Annotated in this window: 17 protein-coding genes and 2 pseudogenes; 14 read left to right on the top strand and 5 right to left on the bottom strand. The window is 51.0% G+C overall.

The genetic code is table 11. The features are described 5' to 3' along the window. The first annotated feature begins 5 nt into the window (after window positions 1-5). The 4 genes from ACWAU0_RS20905 (at window position 6) to ACWAU0_RS20890 (ending at window position 4,954) form a co-directional block, all read left to right on the top strand. Entirely contained in the window at window positions 6-1,202 is a 1,197-nt protein-coding gene (locus ACWAU0_RS20905; RefSeq protein ID WP_458137806.1) for a 1-acyl-sn-glycerol-3-phosphate acyltransferase, read from the top strand. Further along, window positions 1,195-2,064, top strand: a complete 870-nt coding sequence (locus ACWAU0_RS20900; RefSeq protein WP_458137805.1) for a phosphatase PAP2 family protein — start codon at window positions 1,195-1,197, stop codon at window positions 2,062-2,064. Before ACWAU0_RS20905 ends, ACWAU0_RS20900 begins: the two co-directional genes overlap by 8 nt. Further along, window positions 2,048-4,555 carry a PEP/pyruvate-binding domain-containing protein gene (locus ACWAU0_RS20895; RefSeq protein WP_458137804.1) on the top strand — a complete coding sequence of 836 codons (2,508 nt, stop codon included), beginning with the start codon at window positions 2,048-2,050 and terminating at the stop codon, window positions 4,553-4,555. Before ACWAU0_RS20900 ends, ACWAU0_RS20895 begins: the two co-directional genes overlap by 17 nt. A gap of 111 nt (window positions 4,556-4,666) precedes the next feature. Then, window positions 4,667-4,954: a hypothetical protein gene (locus ACWAU0_RS20890; protein ID WP_133120725.1), complete on the top strand. Its 288-nt coding sequence runs from the start codon at window positions 4,667-4,669 to the stop codon at window positions 4,952-4,954. Between the two features lie 54 nt (window positions 4,955-5,008). Here ACWAU0_RS20890 and ACWAU0_RS20885 read toward each other — a convergent pair whose 3' ends face one another. Then, on the bottom strand, window positions 5,009-5,485 hold the full coding sequence (locus tag ACWAU0_RS20885; protein WP_101055566.1) for a hypothetical protein: 477 nt from the start codon (window positions 5,483-5,485) through the stop codon (window positions 5,009-5,011). 348 nt (window positions 5,486-5,833) lie between these two features. Between ACWAU0_RS20885 and ACWAU0_RS20880 the strand changes: the two genes are divergently transcribed. Continuing rightward, window positions 5,834-6,199 (top strand): hypothetical protein, encoded by a 366-nt coding sequence (locus ACWAU0_RS20880; RefSeq protein ID WP_458137803.1) that lies wholly within the window; start codon window positions 5,834-5,836, stop codon window positions 6,197-6,199. A gap of 71 nt (window positions 6,200-6,270) precedes the next feature. On the opposite strand, the pseudogene ACWAU0_RS20875 reads toward ACWAU0_RS20880, so the two are convergent. Next, window positions 6,271-6,803, bottom strand: a pseudogene (locus ACWAU0_RS20875) (REP-associated tyrosine transposase). Window positions 6,804-7,347: 544 nt separating this feature from the next. On the opposite strand from ACWAU0_RS20875, the gene ACWAU0_RS20870 reads away from it, so the two are divergent. The 6 genes from ACWAU0_RS20870 (at window position 7,348) to cysK (ending at window position 15,050) form a co-directional block, all read left to right on the top strand. Further along, entirely contained in the window at window positions 7,348-7,692 is a 345-nt protein-coding gene (locus tag ACWAU0_RS20870; protein ID WP_033158043.1) for a nucleotidyltransferase family protein, read from the top strand. A 246-nt stretch (window positions 7,693-7,938) separates the two neighbouring features. Further along, entirely contained in the window at window positions 7,939-11,832 is a 3,894-nt protein-coding gene (gene hrpA / locus ACWAU0_RS20865; RefSeq protein WP_458137802.1) for an ATP-dependent RNA helicase HrpA, read from the top strand. A 42-nt stretch (window positions 11,833-11,874) separates the two neighbouring features. Next, window positions 11,875-12,582 carry a rhomboid family intramembrane serine protease gene (locus ACWAU0_RS20860; protein ID WP_415878466.1) on the top strand — a complete coding sequence of 236 codons (708 nt, stop codon included), beginning with the start codon at window positions 11,875-11,877 and terminating at the stop codon, window positions 12,580-12,582. Between the two features lie 155 nt (window positions 12,583-12,737). Further along, window positions 12,738-13,061 carry a hypothetical protein gene (locus tag ACWAU0_RS20855; RefSeq protein WP_033158040.1) on the top strand — a complete coding sequence of 108 codons (324 nt, stop codon included), beginning with the start codon at window positions 12,738-12,740 and terminating at the stop codon, window positions 13,059-13,061. Window positions 13,062-13,145: 84 nt separating this feature from the next. Then, the gene (locus tag ACWAU0_RS20850) at window positions 13,146-13,370 is read left to right on the top strand and encodes a hypothetical protein (RefSeq protein ID WP_415878464.1); all 225 of its coding nucleotides are present in this window, start codon (window positions 13,146-13,148) and stop codon (window positions 13,368-13,370) included. A gap of 702 nt (window positions 13,371-14,072) precedes the next feature. Then, window positions 14,073-15,050: a cysteine synthase A gene (gene cysK / locus ACWAU0_RS20845; protein WP_415878463.1), complete on the top strand. Its 978-nt coding sequence runs from the start codon at window positions 14,073-14,075 to the stop codon at window positions 15,048-15,050. A gap of 935 nt (window positions 15,051-15,985) precedes the next feature. Here the strand turns inward: cysK and ACWAU0_RS20840 are convergent. Beyond that, entirely contained in the window at window positions 15,986-16,297 is a 312-nt protein-coding gene (locus tag ACWAU0_RS20840; RefSeq protein WP_458139243.1) for an integration host factor subunit beta, read from the bottom strand. 425 nt (window positions 16,298-16,722) lie between these two features. On the opposite strand from ACWAU0_RS20840, the gene ACWAU0_RS20835 reads away from it, so the two are divergent. The 3 genes from ACWAU0_RS20835 to ACWAU0_RS20825 all read left to right on the top strand — a co-directional run bounded on the left by ACWAU0_RS20835 (window position 16,723) and on the right by ACWAU0_RS20825 (window position 19,227). Next, window positions 16,723-17,244, top strand: a complete 522-nt coding sequence (locus tag ACWAU0_RS20835) for an RNA polymerase sigma factor (RefSeq protein WP_458137800.1) — start codon at window positions 16,723-16,725, stop codon at window positions 17,242-17,244. 105 nt (window positions 17,245-17,349) lie between these two features. Beyond that, the gene (locus ACWAU0_RS20830; RefSeq protein ID WP_458137799.1) at window positions 17,350-18,324 is read left to right on the top strand and encodes a FecR family protein; all 975 of its coding nucleotides are present in this window, start codon (window positions 17,350-17,352) and stop codon (window positions 18,322-18,324) included. A 120-nt stretch (window positions 18,325-18,444) separates the two neighbouring features. Beyond that, window positions 18,445-19,227: an STN domain-containing protein gene (locus tag ACWAU0_RS20825; RefSeq protein WP_458137798.1), complete on the top strand. Its 783-nt coding sequence runs from the start codon at window positions 18,445-18,447 to the stop codon at window positions 19,225-19,227. Here the strand turns inward: ACWAU0_RS20825 and ACWAU0_RS20820 are convergent. Both ACWAU0_RS20820 and ACWAU0_RS20815 read right to left on the bottom strand, forming a co-directional pair. Then, window positions 19,214-20,370 (bottom strand): annotated as a pseudogene (locus ACWAU0_RS20820) (IS3 family transposase). The gene ACWAU0_RS20825 and the pseudogene ACWAU0_RS20820 sit on opposite strands and share 14 nt — an antisense overlap. Before the next feature lie 45 nt (window positions 20,371-20,415). Continuing rightward, entirely contained in the window at window positions 20,416-21,012 is a 597-nt protein-coding gene (locus tag ACWAU0_RS20815) for an REP-associated tyrosine transposase (RefSeq protein ID WP_458137797.1), read from the bottom strand. Between the last annotated feature and the right edge of the window lie 38 nt (window positions 21,013-21,050).

Here is a 21,050-nt window from a genome sequence, read left to right as displayed (position 1 = left end):
TTAGTATGACGAATCTAAATATTGCGGGTTTGCTCCACTACGGCATATGGCGCTGTATTGGCTATCTGGCATTCAGTCGGATAAGAGTCATCGGCAAAGAGCGGCTAACGTTGGGCGGCCCTGTCGTGTTTGTAGCCACTCACCGCAATGGCGCACTGGATGCCGCACCGTATTCGCTTGCCGTTCCTTTGGCCATGCCGATGGTATCGGCGCAGTTGCAGCGTTTACCGTTGGGCAGATTTTTGTTTCGTGGTATCGCGGTAGCCCGTGCCAAGGATAAGGCTCGCGGAATTAAGGCCAATAACGGCAAGGCCTTGGCAGAATGCATAGACTTACTGAAAGTGGGTGGACAACTGTTCATCATGCCGGAGGGCACTAGTTCGCTCGGTTGCCGACATTTACCGTTTAATCGTGGTGCCGCGCGTATCGTAGCCCAAGCCATGGCCGCTGGAGTCAGGCCAATTATCCAACCCTTGGCTGTTCACTACGAAGACCCTACTCACTGGCAAAGCCGTGTTGAGGTGTTAATAGGCGCACCCATCATTCCACAAAATGTCGACGAGATAGCGATACACCAGTCGATTACCGATGGCCTGGAGGCTGTTGGGGCTAATTTTGTCGATACCGAAGCTCAGCAAACGGCAGAAAAATTGGCTTATGCCCGTATTTTAAGTACCGATCTTTCTTACGCTGAACACTTAAAAAAACTCGAGGGGCAGATTGCGCCTGCTTTATCCGAGTCGCTAAGGCAGTTGGAGGCAGTTGCCAGGGATAAGGGGCTTTTTCTTCATCAAGGCCTACCTTTAATAGCGCACCGCTTGTGGCAGCGGGATTTAGTTAAGTGGTTACTGCTGGCGCCTGTCATCGCTTGTTTCTGCGTATTGAATTTCCCGGTGCTGGCTGCCGGGCATATCGCTAGTCAGCTTCTGCCGGACGAGCCGAATGTCACTGCCTTTTGGCGCATGGTAGTCGGTTTGCCGGTAGGATTATTTTGGGTCGTGACCGTTTGCGTGGGTTTGTTTGTATGTGTCGGACCAAGTTGGTTTGTTCTTTACGGCGCGATCAGTACCGTTGGCCTATTGGCTTGGTACCGATTCCGTAAATTGACGGTAGCACTCGGTAACGCGGTTTTTCATCCTGAGGTGAGGGCGGTATTGGTAACAGCCTATCGGAATTTGGCGGAGCGCAAAGCGCATGAATAAACTTCTCGACCCGCCCTTACGCTATTTCAGTATCTATCTGGGCGCCGTTTCAGCCATGGAAATCGCGCATTTGACGGTTTGGAGTCTATTGTTTTGTCCGATGTTGGCCGGCATGGCCGGATTGGCGCGCAGGTATTCCAGGCAACGCAGTTGGGGGCAATTGGCGGCCATTTGCGTCAGTCTGGCCGTGGATATGAATGTGTCATATCAAGCCATGGCCGGGGCTATCCCCGCTGTCCGGAGCGTACGCTTCGATGCCCAGCTATTGGCATTGGATCGGCTATTGATAGGCGAAACGCCGTCGGTATGGTTGGAACGATGGATTAGCCCGCCGCTCACCGAGCTAATGAGCGCTTGCTACTTGTTATTGATGCCATTATTGCTGGTCAGCCTGCTGCGTTATTTTTTCCGGCGCCGGGAGTTGCTCGGCGAATTTTACACCGGTCTATTCGCGGTTTACGGCTTGGGGTTTCTCGGTTATCTGCTGGTGCCGGCTGCCGGGCCTTGGCTGGCCTATCCGGAGTTGTTCAACGTCAAATTGAACGGCGGCGCGGTCACGGCATTTAATCAAGCGATGGTTGAACAAGGCAGTAATAAAGTCGATGTCTGGCCGAGTCTGCACGTGGCTGTGACGCTTTATATACTGGGATTTGCCGGACGGCATCATCGCTTTGAGTTCTGGGTTTTGTTGTTGCCGATATTGGGTTTATGGATCGCTACTTTTTATTTGCGTTACCACTATTTTGTCGATGTCCTCAGCGGCTTGGCGTTGGCAGGCTTTGGTTTATACGAAGCTCGCCGTCATGCCGCTCACCCCGCCATCAACCCCAATAAGAAGGATACCTATGCCAACCCTGTTTGATTTTCATCATCCGTCTGCTCTGGATTCCGCCATATCCGGCGGTAAAGGCGCCAACCTTGCCCGCTTGACGCAGGCTGGGTTTGCCGTTCCACCAGGCTTTGTGTTGCCGCCGGAGGGTTACTACTCGTTCATTGAGCAATACGATGCATTGCCGGATTTGCTTCAGAATTTGCCTATAGACGAACCCTTGGCTTTGGAACAAGCGTGCACAAGTTTATGCGCGCAGTTGACCCAGCTACCGATGCCAGAAAGCCTGAAGCAGGCAATTGCGGAGGCGTTGTCTGAGTTTCCGGGCGATACGGCATTCTCCGTGCGTAGTTCCGCCACTGCCGAGGACTTGGGCGGCGCGGCATTCGCCGGGCAGCACGAAACGTATCTGAATTGCATAGGAATCGACGACATTCTTTCGCGTATCCGGGATTGCTGGGTGTCGCTGTGGAGTGCCCGCGCCATTGCTTACCGCTTGCAGGCCGGCATCGGCTTATCGAACACCGCGATGGCGGTGGTGGTGCAAAAAATGGCCTTCAATCGGGTCGCCGGCGTGGGGTTTTGCATCAATCCGGTTACCGGCGATCCTGCACAACAGTCGGTCGATGCCAATTATGGCTTGGGTGAATCGGTGGTGGGCGGTGAGCATCAGGTTGATCATTGGTTGCTGGAGAAGTCGTCCGGGCGAGTGTTGGAAGCGGTGCTGGCTCATAAATCCTCATGCATCGTCGCCGACCGCACCGGTACGCGCAGCGAGAACTTGTCAGATGATCAAGCTAATTTGCCTTGTCTCAGCGAACCTGAATTGGCTGAGTTATCCGATTTGATGCGCCGCGTCGAAAAGTTTTACGGTTATCCGCAGGACATAGAGTGGGGTTTTGAGGGTGAACAGTTATGGCTGTTGCAAGCACGGCCGATTACCCGTATCCCGCCGCGCTGGACCCGTGACGAATCCGCCGAGCGATTTCCCTCGGTGATTACGCCGCTGGCTTGGGACTTGGTGGAGGAGGGTTTTCACCAATCGCTGTCGCATTCTTTCGAACTGATGGGCTTGCCGCCGTTCCACGGCAAGTGGTTCGCCTTGTTCGATAATTATGTATACGGCAATCAGAATGCCGTCGAAGTTTATGCCGAAGGCACCGCAAATTCATTGAACGTGCGTTCGGTTGCCGAACTGCTGTCTGCTTTACCGGCGTTGCGCAAACGCTATGCTTGGGTGCAGGAATTACCGATGGCGTGGTCGCGCGATTTGGATCGCTATTTACTCGGCCTCGGCGAATTAATGGCCGAGCCACTGACAGGACGACCGATTCCCGAGTTGTGGGATTTTGTACTGCGAGTGAAGCAGCTAGGTGCGGAATATTTCCTGCCTAATATTGCCATTTCTATTACTCAGCGGACCCTTTACAAATTGGTGTACAGCATCGTTGGGGCGACGGTTGGCGAAGCGGATGCGCCGGCGACCTTTGATAGCTTGCTGGCGTACTGCGAAACCAAAACGGGTTTCGTCAATAGGGAGCTTTTCCGGTTGGGGCGGCGGATAGCCGAATGCCCCAAACTCGTGCAGGCGTTGCGAGCTCAAACTGGCCAGCAATTTCTGGCTTCCGGCGGGTTCATACAGGAAGCAGATATTGCAGCCGCTTTCCAGCGTTTTTTGCAGGACCATGGGCATCGGGAAGTGGAGTTTGACCCCTATCATCCGACCTGGTTGGAAGCGCCGTGGCTGGTGATTGAAAATCTGAAAATGATGTTGGACTCTGCCCTGGAAGACCCTGCCGAAAAGGAACGTACTCTGAAAATCCGGATGTTGGAAACCGAACGGCAATTGATCGGCGGGTTGCCGGAGGATTTGCGGTTTCCTGTGCAGGAGTTGTTACGCTTGACTCGGGTTTACACCGCATTGGACGACATCGAACATTACCAGACGACACGGCTGACATTGCCGTTCCGCAAGGGTTTACGAGCCTTGGGTGTCGCCTTGCAGGCTAGGGGCATCATTACGGAAGCGATGGATGTGTTCTTTGCCAGAGCCGAACAGCTCTCGGAAGCAATCCGCCTCAACGACGCCGCGTCGTGGCGTTGTTTGGCGGATAGCATAGTCTGGGAAAAACAGGCTTATCAAAACCATAGGCAGTATTCACCGGAATGGGAGTTGGGTAAGTCACAAGCCTATTCCGCTAAAGACGGGGATTTTGTTGGTTTGCCCGGTAGCCCCGGCGTTGCCAGCGGCACGGTTTTTAAGGTGTTGTCGCAGGACGATTTCGCCGATTTTCCGGCCAACGCGGTACTGGTAGCTCGCACCACCAACCCTGCCTGGACACCTTTATTTTATAAGGCGGCGGCCGTGATCACCGAAAGCGGCGGACCTTTATCGCATGGCGCAGTGACTGCGCGAGAGGTGGGGTTACCCGCAGTAATGAGCGTCAGAGGTGTGCTGGATGCTTTGATGAATGGCGACAAAGTGACAGTCGATGGTACTGCGGGCCGAGTAAGACTGGATTGAAGCAAGTCTTCGTAAGCAGGTCGGTCGGTCCACTTTGCAAAAATTCGGGATACCCCCGGTTTTTGCCATACCCACAAGATTCAGAGCTTTGCGCGCAAGCCAATTAGAGTGGTGAGCAAGGCTTTTCCGGATTCGCGCAAGATTGATTACCTTGCGGGCAAGGCTTTTTTTCTTGCGCGCAAACCATTGAAGCTAGCGCACGAACCAAATAAGGTGGCGATTTGGCCTCAAGGCCTTGCGCTTAAGCCATTTCGGCTTGCGTTTATTGCAAATCGCCTTGCCCGCGAAGCAATTTACCTTGCGGGCAAGGCTTTGAAAGTCGCGAGTGGCTCTAATAAGCTTGCGGCTTTAGCGGAAAGGCTTGCGCGCTATGCTTTCAGCTATTCCGCCAAGGGATAAAGCTTAGGCGGTAAGCCGGAAAGCCTTGCCGGGCAGTCATTATGCTTATCTTGCTTAGCCGGTAGGTTGGGTGGCCTGGGTTTTGGCCTTGGCGCCGCGATTAAACCGAACAGACATCGCCTGCCGCAGCGTTTCCAAGCCTGCGCCTTTGCCGGCGATTTTCAAGGAGGCATAAGCATCCAGGCTAAAACTATAAATATCACTGCCCAGGGCCATGTCGGTATCTTCGCCTCTGCTCAATAAATCGCGCAGGCGGTGCAGGCGAGGGCGGAGTTTATCGAGCGTCACCAGATCGGCTTGCGCTTCGACCATATCGAGGCCGGGCGGGATGGCTTGGGTGTTTTGGGTGGCCACCGTCAGCGTCTGGCGGCAGAAGGCTTCGGTTTTATCACCCATCTTCAGGATGGTGCGGCGCTCTTCCGGTGTTAAGACCAGGAAGCCGGCGAAGCGTTCTTCCAATATCTTTAACGCAGCGTCTATGTCGGTCAGATCATTATCGGATAGGCTTAAAGAAATCAGATGTTGACTCATGTTTATCTCCTTTTGGCGTTTGTGATACTGCGGAGGATGGGGTGTGGTCCGCAGAAGAAAAGCGTAGGCCATTCTTGGGGGCGCGCGTGATTTTGTTTGCTAGAATCTGGGCTGGTTTTGGTTGATTCTCTGTTGGATTCTGGTTTCCAAGCTCTGGCTTGGAAACTCAATCTTGGAAGCTATTGCTTCCCGGCAAATAAAGAAAGCTAGAGCTTTCGAGCCTCAGTTACCAAGCTGGAGCTTGGTAACCAGTGGGAAACGTTCTATCTATCACAATGGCTGATTGCTTTTAAAAACAACTAAAAAAGGCATTATTGAACATGATGAAATACAAAGGCTTATCAAGTAATGAAGGTTAATATTATTATATTTGGTTTAACCGCCATGGCCATTAGTGGGTTACTCGTGGCATCTAAACTTCAGCTTGAAGAGTCAATTGTTAGTGCGCGATACGAGATGCTTGCTTGTGAAGGCTGCTATCATTTGACCGTCGAGAAAAGCAAAGGAGGCGAGCTAGATGGCGAGACGATTATTCCTGTGTCGAGTAAGGTAAATATCGCGCAGTTAATCGATAGCATTGCCATAACAAAAGAACCGCTATGTTTTCGTGGCAAACTATATCGATTCAACTGGAATTTGTTCGGTATTGATCCTGATGGAAAGCGATTTGAAGTGATCGAAAAACTAAACCCAATAATTTGCGCTGGCTTTTAGTATTTAGGGCCGTAGGGCGGATAAGCAAAGCGTCATCCGCCGATAATGCGTCAATTATCCGGTTCGCCCACTTAGAATGATGCCAAATCTAACCGCGCCCAATTTAATGGATAAATATCCATCTTGACCAATCGGTGAAAACTTGAATACGGCCAATCTTTAACCGCTGTCGCCCAACCATGCTTGACCGGATTATGATGAATATAATCCATATGTGCCGCATAGTCGGCATCATCGATAATGGTATGCTCCCAAAAACGACGTTGCCATATGCCACGCTCGTGGCGTTTTATTCTGATTGCAGAGCGATATTCGGTTTTTGGTATCGCTTTCGAAAAGGCTTTTTTTATCGCCCGCCATCGGTTGGAATATTGATCATCACCGGCCGGTAATGTCCAGATTGCATGCATGTGATCAGGCAAAACCACCCAAGCATCGATATACCCATAGGGCACAAGTAAAATGGCTGCTTTTCCCGTACCACTCGTACCGCTTCCCGTAACGCTACAACATGGTCGATCAACAGCATCGATTTCCGTTCGAGCAGGTTGACGGTGAAAAAATAGGTGCCACCAGGAATGCGATTGCGTCGATAGTTTGGCATGAAAAGAGTTTAACCCATTTGGCGGATGACGCTACGCTTATCCGCCCTACAGCCACCTTGAAATTGTGAACAAACTGTCGGGATCCATGGGCTAATGTAAAGGCTAAATTAGTCGCTCACCAGAAATCGGGGGCTGTCCGCAACGGGTCGATTGCGACAATTTGCTACTTCCAAAAGCCGTGATTCGCTTATGGCGTAATCTTATCGGAATCGGTGGCTGGTAGAAGGAAATACGCGATTTATTGGGTTTAATCTCGGTAGGTTAAGGCGAAGATTGGATTTTTCTAAGCCCTCACAGTGCGACTTCCGATCAAGACCACGTTCACTCCGATAAAAATCCAATCAAACTTTGAATACCGGATGTTGGCCAAAGAATAGGCGCGTAGCGGAGCTGCGCTAGGCCCGTGATCCAGCTAGTTGATTTTTCGGATTCGTGGCCGCGAGTATATGTTAGGGGAGTAGCTGAGATTAAGCGAAAATTCCGATTCGCAATGAGTCGGCTAATAGTAAGATACGGCTTGGTTTTATAGATCTACCGTTACCTATGCCTCCACGTCCAATCGACCCTAACACCCTAGCGGCTGCGCGGCTTTTCTCTGATCGTACGGCTGGCCAGTTCCGTTTAGTCGGAGCGTTGCTGTTCGGCAGTCGGGCGCGTGGTGATTATCAGCCGCAAAGCGACACCGACGTGGCGGTGTTGTTATCCGGTGCGCCCGGTCCATTCCTGGAAACCAAGCTAGCTTTGGCGGACATTGCCTACGATGTATTGCTGGAAACCGGGGTGTTGATCCAGCCCCTGCCTATCTGGCAATCCGAATGGGATTGCCCGGAAAGCTCCGCGCATCCGCGCTTATTGGAAAATGTTAAACGCGACGGTGTGCCGTTATGAATGCCTGCGAATTGTTGATTCTGGTTTCCAAGCTCTCGTATGGAACCTAAATATTGGAAGCTATTGCTTCCTGGCTAATAAGAAAGCTGGAGCTTTCGAGCCTCGGTTACCAAGCTGGAGCTTGGTAACCAGTGGAATATGTGGCAAAACTTTACAGCCCGGAGCCAAGTTAATTCTCCCAAGTCAAATGTAAACCCGCCCCGTCTGCCCTTATAATGCAGGGCTTTTACGATATTCGCCGTCCTCATGTCTGTTGCTGACACCCTGAAACAACTCGCCAAAAATCTCCAAAACTGCATGGGCACCGACCGCCACGGCTTGAAGCGCCAGCTCGACCGCTTACGCAGCGAGGCGAGTAAAGGAAAGGATGTGACCGGACAAGTGCAGCAAGTGGCGGATAAGATCGAGCGTTCGGTCGGGCGGTGCAATCAGCGCCGGGCTTCGGTGCCGGTGATTAATTACCCGGATTTGCCGGTCAGCGGCAAGAAGGACGAGATTGCCGAGCTGATTAAAAGCCACCAGGTCACCATCGTCTGCGGCGAGACCGGTTCCGGCAAGACCACGCAGTTGCCGAAGATATGTCTGGAAATCGGCCGTGGCTTAACCGGTTTGATCGGCCACACCCAGCCGCGCCGAATTGCTGCGCGCACCGTCGCCGACCGCATTGCCGAGGAACTGGGCCAGCCCATCGGTCAGGAGGTGGGTTACAAGGTGCGCTTCCATGACCAAACGCATCCCAATTCTCTGGTTAAACTGATGACCGACGGCATCCTGCTGGCCGAGTCGCAGAACGATCCTTACTTAAACCAATATGACACCATCATTATTGATGAGGCCCACGAGCGCAGCCTGAATATCGATTTTTTACTGGGTTATCTTCGCTGGTTGTTGCCAAAACGTCCCGATTTAAAAGTGGTGATTACCTCCGCGACCATCGATCCGGAGCGCTTTGCCAAGCATTTTAATGATGCCCCCATCGTCAACGTGTCTGGTCGTACCTATCCGGTGGATGTGCGGTATCGGCCCATCGAACTGATCGAGGAAGACGACGAAACCTCCGCCGATTTGCAGCAAGCTATTCTGGATGCGGTGGACGAGTTGTATCGGGATATGCGCGGCGACATTCTGATTTTCTTGAGCGGCGAGCATGAAATTCGCGAGACCACCGAATCCTTGCGCAAGTCGCATAACAACACCCGTTACGAAGTGTTGCCGCTGTATTCCAAACTCAGCGTTAGCGAGCAGGAGCGGGTGTTCAAGCCCAGCGGCAACAAGCCGCGCATTGTCTTGGCGACCAACGTCGCAGAGACTTCGCTAACGGTGCCGGGTATACGCTGTGTGATCGATTCCGGCCACGCCCGCATTAGCCGCTACAGCGCCAAGAGCAAGATTCAACGCCTGCCGATCGAACGCATTTCGCAAGCCAGCGCTAACCAAAGGGCAGGACGTTGCGGCCGGGTGGCCGAAGGTATTTGCATCAGGCTGTATTCGAAAGAGGATTATCTGGCGCGGCCGGAATTTACCGAACCGGAAATCTTGCGCACCAATCTGTCGTCGGTGATTTTGCAGATGGCGGCCTTGAAGTTGGGCGACATCGAGGAGTTTCCGTTCGTCGAGCCGCCTGATGAAAAAATGGTGCGCGACGGCAAGACTTCGTTGTTCGAAGTCGATGCGCTGGATAAGCAGGGCAATCTCACGGAAACCGGCCGGCAGTTGGCGAAGATTCCGACCGACCCCAAACTGGCGCGCATGCTGCTGGCGGCCGCGCAATTGGGTTCGCTGCACGAGGTCGCGATCATCGTATCGGCTTTGAGCATTCAAGACCCACGCGACAAGCCGGCCGATAAGCTACCGCAGGCAGAAGCCAAACATGCCCAGTTCAAGGCCGAAGATTCGGACTTTTTGAGTTTGCTGAATCTGTGGAATGCCTTTGAAGAACAGAAAAAGCATTTGACCAACAGCAAGCTCCGCAAATACTGCCAGGACAATTTTTTGTCCTACATTCGTATGCGCGAATGGCACGATATTCATACTCAAATTATGCAGGTGGCCCGCGGCGATTTGGGTTTGAAAACTAGCGGCAATCCGGCTAATTACGAGCAAGTCCACATGGCGCTGCTGCCGGGTTTGTTATCGAATATCGGTTTCAGACACGAGCAATACGAATATCTGGGCGCGCGCGGTTTGAAATTCTTCATCTTCCCCGGCTCCGGTCAGCATAAGCTGCGGCCGAAATGGATCATGGCCGCCGAACAAGTCGAAACCAGCAAGGTTTACGCGCGCACCGTGGCTAGAATCGAGCCGGAATGGATAGAAGCTGCCGCACAGCACTTAGTTAAACGAAATTACTACGACCCGCATTGGGAGAAAAACGCCGGTCGTAGCGGGGTTTACGAGCGCACCCTGTTGTACGGTTTGACCTTGCAGGCCAAGCGCAAAGTGCCCTACGAAAATGTCGATCCTAAAGCCGCACGGGAGATGTTTATCCGCCATGCGCTGGTGAATCACGATTATAACAGCAACGCGCAGTTTTTTAAGGCCAACGAAGCCTTGCTGGAAGAGGTGGGCTATATCCAGCATAAGGGTCGCCGCGTCGATTTGGTGGAAGACGAGGAGTGGCTGTATCAGTTTTACGATAAAAAGCTGCCAGCTGAGGTGGTCAGCGGCATTACCCTCGATCAATGGCGGAAGAAAGTCGAGCGCGATAATCCGAAGATTTTGTTTCTGACCAAGGAAGATCTGACCCGCAGCGACGACAACCGTATCAACGATTGGGATTTTCCGGATAGCAAAAAAATTGGCGATTTAACCATCGAATTACATTACCGCTTCGAGCCGGGTCACGACGAAGATGGGGTGACGGCCATCGTACCGGTGCATCAACTCAATCAAATCCGTCAAGCGCCTTTTGACTGGCTGGTGCCGGGCATGCTGGAAGAAAAAGTTACCGCGTTGATCAAATCGCTACCTAAGCATCTGCGTAAACATTTCGTACCTGTACCGAATACCGCCAAGGCTTGCCTGGAGATCGAGCCGGATTTTAAAGGCTCGTTGTTCGAGTGGTTGAGCGGGCGCTTGCGCAAGTTGACCGGCGAGTCGATACCCTTGAATGAATGGCAGCCGGATGTCTTGCCGGATCATTTGAAGATGAATTTCCGCATCGTTGACGATCATGGCCGGGCCTTGGGCTATGGTCGCAATCTGGCCAAGTTGCAAGCTGATCATGCCACCAAGGCTGGCGACAGTTTCGACAAGTTGGCGCAAGAGGAGATGAATCATACCGGCTGCATTGCCTGGGCATTCGACGACTTGCCCGAGACTTGGCAGTTCATGCAAAAAGGCCAGACCTTCATCGGCTTTCCGGCCATTGTCGATGAAGGCAACACGGTGGGGGTGAAGATACTCGACACGCAATATAAGGCCGAGTTGGCGCATTTCGACGGCTTAACCAAGTTGTTTCAGTTGCAGTGCCGCAAGGACGCCCAGTATTTGTTAAAAAACAGTGGGGTCCAGGCCACCTTGCAATTGGCCTATAACCAACTGCCCAAGCATCCGTTGTTGACAGAACGGCCGGGCGGCGATTTTAAGGAGGATCTACTATTCTTGATCTTTAACAGTGTGTTTGTTGCTGATAGTGCGATTCGGAGCCAGCAGCAGTTCGAAGCAGCGCTGGCGGCCAAAAAGGCTACGCTGGTCACGGTTGGGAATCAGGTGGGCAAGCATGTCACGGAAATCATGGCAAACTATCAAACGGTAAGACAGCGATTGAAGCAGCCTGGCGTCAGCCCAAATTTGCGGGAAGACTTGGAAAAACAACTGAGTTTGCTGCTGTTTAGTGGTTTCTTACGATATACGCCGTTGGCGCAGATACAAGCGATGCCGCGTTATTTAAAAGCCATTGAGTGTCGTCTGGATAAGCAAAAGCCCGATTCGGCGGACATCCAAGGTCTGCACAGGCTATCGCAACGCTTTTGGCAGCATGTCGAAAAGCAAATGAAGACTTTGGTGCCGATGCCGGAACGCGAAGCCTTCCGCTGGAGTTTGGAGGAATTGCGTGTGTCCTTGTTTGCGCAGCAACTGAAAACGGCTTATCCGGTTTCGGTGCAGCGTCTGGAAAAGACTTGGAACGAAAAGTTTTAATCAGCCTCTGATTTTTGTGCCCACTACAGAAGGAAGCCCAAGATGATACCCATTCGAGATTCGATACCTTGTAACATCAAGCCTTATGTGACCTGGGGCATCATGGCTATTTGCATAGCAGTGTACGTAGCGATGCTGTTTATGCCGGATGAAATGGGGCAGCACTTTGTTTACATGTACGGGATGGTGCCGATTCGATATTCCAATCCGGATTGGGCTTATAGTTTTGGTTTGCCGCCGGATCATTATCTGTCGTTTTTTACCAATATGTTCCTGCACGGCGGTTTCCTACACCTGTTGATGAACATGGTGTTTTTATGGATATTCGCCGACAACATCGAAGACTTGATGGGACATAAACGCTTTGCGGCGTTTTATGTGTTGTGCGGACTATTGGCAACCTATGCGCAGTGGTATTTTTATCCCAAGATGGCGGTGCCGGTGGTGGGTGCATCCGGCGCCATCGCCGGCGTGTTGGGGGCGTATTTTTTTCGCTTCCCACAAGCTACCGTAGTGATACTGGTGCCCATCCTGTTTTATCCGCTGTTTTTCCATGTGCCGGCGATAGCCTTTCTTGGATTCTGGGTGATTATCCAAATCGGCGATGTATTCACCGCAGCGGTTTTAGATAATGTCGCGGTGGATTCGGCTTGGTGGGCGCATCTGGGCGGTTTCGTTGCCGGGGCTTTGCTGCATCCGTTTTTTATCGAAAAGAAACCCGCGGCATATCAATTCCTGTCTGATGAATAGGCCTTTAAACCGCGTTTAACCGGCAAAAAAGCAAGAAACGGTAGGGCTTTTATTTTATAATGTCGGCAGTTGGCTAACCGGCTGAAAAGGCAACCAAAAACAAGTCCGTTGCCTGTGTTTGCAAAAGATTCTTCATTCATTCGAGACAAATAAACATGAAAAACCTTAATGTCGCATTGGTAAGACTGCTGCAGTTTGTGGTGTTCGCGCTGTTCACATTCATCGTATTGTTGTACTTCGGTACTTTGATTTTGTTGCCGCTGGATATAGTGGTGTTAATTACCAAAATGCTGCATATGGTAGGTATCGGTACCTTGTTCGGTGCGATTGTTGCCGTGCCGGTAGTGGCTTACATGGGCAAAATCGTTTACAGCACACCAGGGTTGATTCAAATGATCGTCGAGAATGGCATCGATTTAGCCAATACTGGCAAGCAACGGGTTGAAGCGTTCAACAAAATTGCTGAAGCGGTTAAATAGACTGTTCCACGCAATTGTAAAAAAGGGGCTTGCAAGCCCCTTTTTTGTGCCTGTCGGTTTGCCGAACATTGATTATTTTCCGAAATGGTTGCGCGGTCCGGCGGCTTGAATAATGGTATTTGGCCCGGTAAATTCCCTGGTAGCCGGCCAGATCCCCGGCGTTTATCAGCTGTCGGAATTTTTTACAGCAGCTTTTTTGCAAGCAAACAAATTGGTTCAGTTGATTTTTTCGATTTCACTCTATTAGCTGCTCAAATTCTGCAAATTGGCGTATTAAGCGGCTGTTGTATCGGTAAAGCGGATGGTTAGCGTCAATGGCTAAGTCGAGAAAATTTACACCTGACGGTTCGACTTTTGCGGGGTTTGGTCTGCGGCTAATAAAAGTCTTTTAAGTACATAAGCTTGTGTTCTGTGCGTATGTTTTTTGCTTAACTTTTAACGTAAAAAATTTGTTAAATAATCCTGTAAGTATGCGTAAAGCAAGGGGAAGATTATGGACGCAAAGAAATTAGATACATCAACTAAAAGCAGAAATGACGAGCACTGCGACCACCCGTCCTTAGCCAAAGAATATGTCTCCGGCGTACCCACCGGAAACTTTGTTTGCGCACAATGCGGTCGTCATCTGACTTCAATTATCAGAACATCCAAAAAGTAAATTCTGCCGATTCCGCGCATGCCTTCACCGGTATGCGCTTTCAGGATCATTCTTCCAACCTTCAATTACTTTCCGGTAACGCTAGGCTTTGGCTGGCGGTGATTTCTTGCTGCTTGAATTTACTGTCTTTGATTGATGGCCGGCTATCCCAGGGATGTACGATGCGCCTGGCTGCAGGTTGCAAAAATCTTCAAACAGGCGCAATCTTGGAGCTGTGGTACTACGGCTATTCAGGGCGTGTGCAACACGTTTTTCTGATTTAGCGGTATGAGCTTAATTCAACCCCACAAACAGCCAGTGCAGGTCAATGCGCACTGGCTTTTTTTGGACTATCCATTTTGAAGGAAAATGTTATGGCATATTGGTATCCCGACAATTCGCAGTCTATCGGCAAAACACCGCTGGTCAGGCTTAACCGCATTACCGACGGCGCTCAAGTCACACTATTGGCTAAAGTGGAAGGGCGTAACCCAGGATATTCGGTGAAATGCCGCATCGGCGCGGCAATGATCAACGATGCGCAACATCGCGGCCTGCTGGGACCCGGCAAAGAGTTAATCGAGCCAACCAGCGGCAATACCGGCATTGCACTGGCGTTTGTCGCCGCCGCCCGCGGCATTCCGTTGACTTTGACCATGCCGGATACCATGAGTATCGAGCGCCGCAAATTACTAGTGGCCTACGGCGCCAAACTGGTGCTGACCGAGGGCGCCAAAGGCATGAAAGGCGCCATCGCCAAGGCGGAAGAGATTGTCGCTTCCGATCCTGAGCGCTATGTACTGTTGCAGCAGTTCAAAAACCCCGCTAACCCGCAAATCCACGAGCAGACCACCGGCCCGGAAATTTGGCATGACAGCGATGGCGCGGTCGATATTTTGGTTGCCGGCGTCGGCACCGGCGGCACCATTACCGGTGTATCGCGCTACATCAAACTCACGCAAAGCAAACCCATCGTTTCTATTGCCGTGGAGCCGCAAGCTAGCCCGGTGTTGACTCAGTATCGCAGCGGCCAAGATATACAGCCTGGGCCGCATAAAATTCAGGGCATAGGGGCCGGATTTGTGCCCGATGTATTGGATTTATCCATGATCGATGCCATCGAACAAGTCAGTAATGATGAAGCGATTGAATATGCGCGGCGTTTGGCGCGGGAAGAAGGCTTGTTATCCGGAATTTCCTGCGGTGCGGTGGTCGCGGCGGCAGTGCGGGTGGCAAAACGGCCTGAAAATGTCGGCAAGACCATAGTGGTGGTACTGCCGGACTCCGGCGAGCGGTATTTGAGCTCTGCTTTATTCGAAGGCTTGTTCGATGCGCAGGGCGTGGCGGTTTGAGTCGGCGCTGAAGTTAAGGGGCAGTGGCTAAGGTTTTTGTAAAAGCTTAGCAAACTGGCTGCTGCCCCCTTTGTATTTCCGCTATATGCATTATTAGGTCGAAACATCATTTTGGCCGGTAGCTGAAATATTTCTGTATTGTGCAAAATGCGGCTGAATAATAAACAGGGAAGTCCGGTGTTCAGGGCAAAGCGGGAGGATTGAGATTGTTGACTTACCGCTATCGACCCTTAGGCGACACTCGTTTATTTCAAATTGAAAAGTGATAGTAGAGTTAAATTGAGAAAAGCGGACATTCAAGGTTGCGATTTTTCGACGAAGAACAGATTGCTGTATTACAGATTTCCTAAGCGCAATTACTGCTACGGACTCAGCCATCGAGTATCCGGTTCAATCTGGTCAAATTCAAGCATTCGAAACGGGCATGGGTTGTAAAGCTGCTTACCATACAGGATGGTACCTCGAATTACCCCAAAATTCGGTCATTTTTGAATAACTTCGCATAGAGAGATCTTAGTCACAAGACTTTTGGCGAAAGCCCTTTTTAAATTACCCTCTTATGAGGGGCTTTTCGTCATGGAATGCCCTTTTCTGAACATGTCAGGCGCAACTTGACCGTCAAAAGGCCAAAATGCCGCAGGTTTTCGGTCTGCAAATCCGTCTGATGTTGTAAGTTGCTGCCTTGAGATTAAGCTGCTATGTGGCGCGAGTTAGACCCCATAAGAAAGTAATATCGATCGATTCGAGAAAGTCAATGGTTATTGCGGCAACTTGCCATGCGCGGCAATTAGCCACATTCTCAAGGCTGAAGCCAACTGATAACCTATGTGCCAGTTGTTGCTTGTATGCGAAGCACTTCTTCCTTTCTCATATCCGACCGCTGGTCGGATTTTTTTTGCTTATCGTTTGGCCGTGCAATAACTGCTGGCTAACCATTAGACATCCCTAATGGTTTTAAAAATCGTTCTTGAGGCGTTGACCTTTTCTCGTAGATCTAACCCAGGCTTAAAATGCAGCATATTCCGGCTTGGTATTGCCACGGTGTCACCGGTTTTGGGATTCCGTCCAACCCGCGCTTGACGTTTAACCACTGAGAAGCCACCAAAGCCTCTGATTTCGATCCGTTCGCCGTTGGCCAGCGTAGTGCTCAATAGTTCAATAACGCCGTTAACAGCGAGTTCAACGTCTTTTTGCAGCAAATGCGGTTGTTTATCGGCCATCTTGGCCATGAGTTCCGATTTTGTCATTTTTATTATGCTCGCCATTGATCTTTGGCGCCTGTCGTATAGAAAATGTGATTCCATCATGGGATCTAATTTTCCGAAAAACGAGCGTGTAATCCAAGTGGATATTCGCGCTTTTTTTTCTCATGACAAGCATTTCCGGGTTTTCACATATCTTTCCTGGAAAAATTAGGTCATATGACACACTTTGCCCTTGGCGATTTTCTTCTCGTGCTTGCGCGTCCTTCAAACGCGCGCTGCAATAATCATTCTTGACAGCTTTAACTGCCTGTATTCATTTGACTTATTTTGATCAAATGTTCAAGAACAAAAATCGCCGCTGAGTACATGGCGTATTTTTTGCTAAATTAAGGGATTGTTTTCTAAACAGCAGCCACGTTTTTGAACGGCAAAACCAGCAGCGTTAAAAGCGCTTCAAACAAAATCCCATGGATAAATTACTGGACAAACTATTCCGTAGACACAGCAAGGAACTATTGAGTTTTGCTACTCAACGCGCAGGAGGCCATGCGGAAGATTTAGTCCAAGAAGCGTTTGTTCGCTTGCTGCAACATCCAGATTTAAGTTCGATCGACAACTTAAGAGCCTTTCTGTTTCGCACAACTTCGAATTTAAGTATTGATCTTCATCGCAGACAGCAATTAGAGGCACGCTATCAGCTCGACGACGCGCTCGCTGAAGCCGGCCTTGAAATCGAGGTATCACGAGTTGCCGCGCAAATCCCCAGCATGGAAAGCCATCTTGATGACGTTCAGGAGCTGGAAGCGATTGGCAAATTTCTGGACGAACTGCCCGAGATAACCCGTTATGTTTATGTATTAAACCAAGTCGAAGGACTAACCCACGCCGAAATTGGCAAACGCCTGGGAATCTCCCTGCGCAGCTGCCACCGCCATTTCGCAATAGCGATGCGTCACATGCTGAATTACCCTAAATTCGAAGCGTATTGAGCGGCCATTGGGTTATCATCCCTCTACCTGTTGGCAGCTTCAAAGCAATCTCTTCGTCATAGTGATTGAAAAACGGCCAAAAATAATCTCAAACCACTGTATCCAATGTCAGAAACTTCAACCCGAACCGACAAGCTGAATGACGAAGCCATTGAATGGCTGATACGTCTGAACGCCGAGCCTTGTCCGCCGGGCGACAAACAAGCATTCGAACACTGGCTACAGCAGAGCCCTGCTCATCAAAAAGCCTATGAAGAGATTGCGCATCGGAGCAATTTGCTGAAACGCGCCGTCGCCACCAACGAAAAAACGCGTCACGACGCGCTCAGTTACCGACCCAGAAAAAAAATATCCGCACGCCCTCACAGCTGGAAACTGGCAACAGCCGCCTCGATTCTGTTGCTTATAGGCGTCGCGACTTTTTCGTCGGAAGGTTGGTATGGTTGGAACAAGCAAATCGCGGTTGGCCATGGTGACAAGAAAACCGTTGAGCTCGCCGACGGTTCGCGGCTTGAAATAAATACCGACAGTGAAGTCAACATACGCATCAACCGTTGGCAACGCTCGGTCGAACTTGTCAAAGGCGAAGTGTACTTCAGCGTCATTCACGACGCAGCCAAACCATTTATCGTCACTACCGGCTCAGTACGCACCGTCGACATCGGCACCGAGTTTGATATTTACCGCCATGCCGACGGCGAAGTCGTGGTTGCGGTAAAAGAAGGCAGCGTTCGTATAGAGGGCAAACAGACCAGGGAACTGCAAGCAGCCCAATCCGCCAGCTATAACCCCAGCGGCGAATTCACAGAAACCGCCAACGACGTCAGCCTCGACGCGTTACTGGCTTGGCGGCAAGGAAAACTGATTTTCAATAATCGCCGCTTGGCAGACGTCCTGAACGAAATCGGCCGTTACCATCATGTTCAGATTCGTGTCGAGGAAGCGCGTTTGGGTGATAAAAGGCTCAGCGGCACCTTCCCCATCAATCAGTTCGAAAGCAATCTTGCGGTTATCACTCAAGGCTTGGGTCTGACCGTGCAGCATCAGGCCGACGGGCGCATTGTCATCGCCAAGCGCTAAACACCGCTCTCTCCCGCTCCTCCACCTCATCGCCATAAGTGTTAACCCACTCATGCGTGGCAGCTTTTTTTTGAGTTGTTCGTTTCAACTAATGACCCCATTAAAAAACGGAGAGCATTAATGAAGCAACACCTACGACTTCCATTGGCACTAGCGCTATGCGCAGGGATAGCCAACGCAATGGCGGATGATAACGTCCGCAGCTATAACATTCCGTCGCAACCATTGAACAGCGCGCTACAAAAGCTGGCCGATCAGTCCGGTATCGCGGTCATGTTTACGGAAAACCTGGTTGCTGGAAAAACCAGCCCTGAGCTAAACGGCGCATACACTGCCAAACAGGCGCTGCAAAAACTGCTGACGGGTACGGGCCTGGATTACACATTTACCTCGGATGATGCGGTGGCAGTTAAGACTGCCGAATCGGGGAGCAATGCGGCATCGACGTTGCCGGCGGTAAAGGTTTTGGGGAAGGCGGCTTTTGATTCGACTGATCCTTATAACCCAGATTACAGTTTACCCAATGCTTCTACAGCGACTAAGACTGATACTCCGATTATGGAAACACCGTATTCGATTCAAGTTGTCCCTAAACAGGTCATTGAAGATATTCAAGGAATTCGCCCCAATGATGCTTTGGATTACGTCAGTGGCGTATATCGAGCCAGTGGTTCTGGAGATATGTTTGAAGCGTCAACTCGCCGTGGTTTTAATAGCAATCTAGGTGATTATCGAGATGGAGTGCCATTTCCCGTGGCCGACTTCATTATTGGTGGACGAGACTTAGCCAGTACTGAACGCGTTGAAGTACTAAAAGGCCCAGCATCATTACTGTATGGAATGACTAACCCTGGTGGTGTGATGTGTCAACACTTTTCCGGACACACAGCTAAGCAGCTTTAAGCTGCACTTCGTAGTCAACGGGCGACAGGTAGCCATTGGCGGAATGAAGTCGCTCGCGGTTATAAAACACTTCGATATATTCGAATACGGCCTGCCTGGCCTCGGATCGGGTTCGATAGGTCTGGTGATGTATCAACTCGGTTTTCAGGGTATGAAAGAAACTTTCCGAGACGGCATTATCCCAGCAGTTTCCCTTACGACTCATGCTTTGCCGGATGCCGTGTTGCGTTAATAAGGCTCGATGGCTGTCCGATGCATATTGGCTGCCGCGATCGGTATGCCATAGCAAGCCTTTCTCGGGCTTGCGCTTCCAAACCGCCATCAGTAGCGCATCGTTCACCAGTTTGGTCCGCATATGTTCGGCCATAGACCAGCCCACGACTTGCCGGGAATAGAGATCAATCACCACGGCCAGATACAGCCAGCCCTCCTGCGTATGGATATAGGTGATGTCGCCGGCATAGACTTGATTGGGCTTTTCCACGGCAAATTGCCGATCCAGGTGATTGGACGCAACCGGTTGATGATGCTTCGAATTCGTCGTGGCTTTGAATTTGCGCTTGGTTTTACAGGCCAACCCCGCTTCCCGCATCAAACGACCGATACGGCGGCGGCTGACGGTTCGGTTCTGAGCGGATAAGGCGGCTTTGAGACGGCGCGTACCGTAGGTTGCCCGGCTTTTGCCAAAGGTGCTTTGGATCATCTCGGATAGGGCGGCATCGTCTTGTTCGCCGGCAGAGGGGCCTTGCTTCAGCCAGTCGTAGTAGGCGCTTCGGGATACCCTCATGAACCGGCACAGGGTATCTACCGCAAAGTCCTCTGCATGCTGCTTGATCCAGGCGTACTTCATCTTTGTTCCTTGGCGAAGTACGCCGCTGCCTTTTTTAGTAAATCGCGCTCCTCGGTCAATCGGGCCACTTCCTTCTTAAGGCGCTTGAGTTCATCGTACAGATGTTCATCGGTACGGACCGCTTTATTGCTGTCTTTGGGGCGACTGTATTTTCCTATCCAGGTATGCAAGGTATTGACGTTAATGCCAAGATCCTGGGCTACCTGGCTGATCGGTTTATCGGATTCATTCGCCAACTTGACGGCTGAGGCTCTGAATTCGGCTGTATAGGTATTGGGTTTTTCTTGGCTCATTTTGGATTCACGCTTTTTCAGGTTATTTTAAAAAGTGTGTCCGGTTTAGTGTAGCCACATCAATCGCTCCCGGCATTGCCCTACCTCCTGCATCCATGCAGTCGACCCCAACCTACGCTCCCCAAATCGTTTGTCGTTTTCGGGGGAGGCGGTGCCCCAATCGGAAGGCAATATACTGGCACGTATGAATTTATGGATGCTGGAATGTGGCCAGTCGGCCGGGCGGGTGACGTAACCGTGTTTGACCGGGTTGTAATGGATGTAATCGAGATGATGGCGAAAATCGTCTTCGTCCTGGAGGGTGTGCTCCCAAAACCGCCGTTGCCACACGCCGCGTTCACCTTTACTGCGACGGCTGGCGTTGATGCGTTCGATTTTTGGAATGCTCCGGGAAAATCCGGCCTTGATCAACATCCAACGGGTCGGGTAATCGGCATCGCCGGGCGGCAGGGTGAAAATGGCGTGCAAATGATCGGGCATCACCACCATGGCGTCGATTTGAAACGGATGGCGGCTGCGCACGGTGCGGATGGCTTGGCGGAGCGCATCGATATGTTCCACCAATAGCCACCGTTTTCTTTCCGCAAGGTTGACGGAAAAAAAATAACTGCCACCTTCGATGTAACGCCGTCGGTATTCCATGTTGGTTGCTGATGGTTCTATTGATCGCAATGTCTCGC

This window comes from Methylomonas sp. Uni0009 (assembly GCF_054188105.3).
This window is presented reverse-complemented; position numbering and strand designations above follow the sequence as displayed.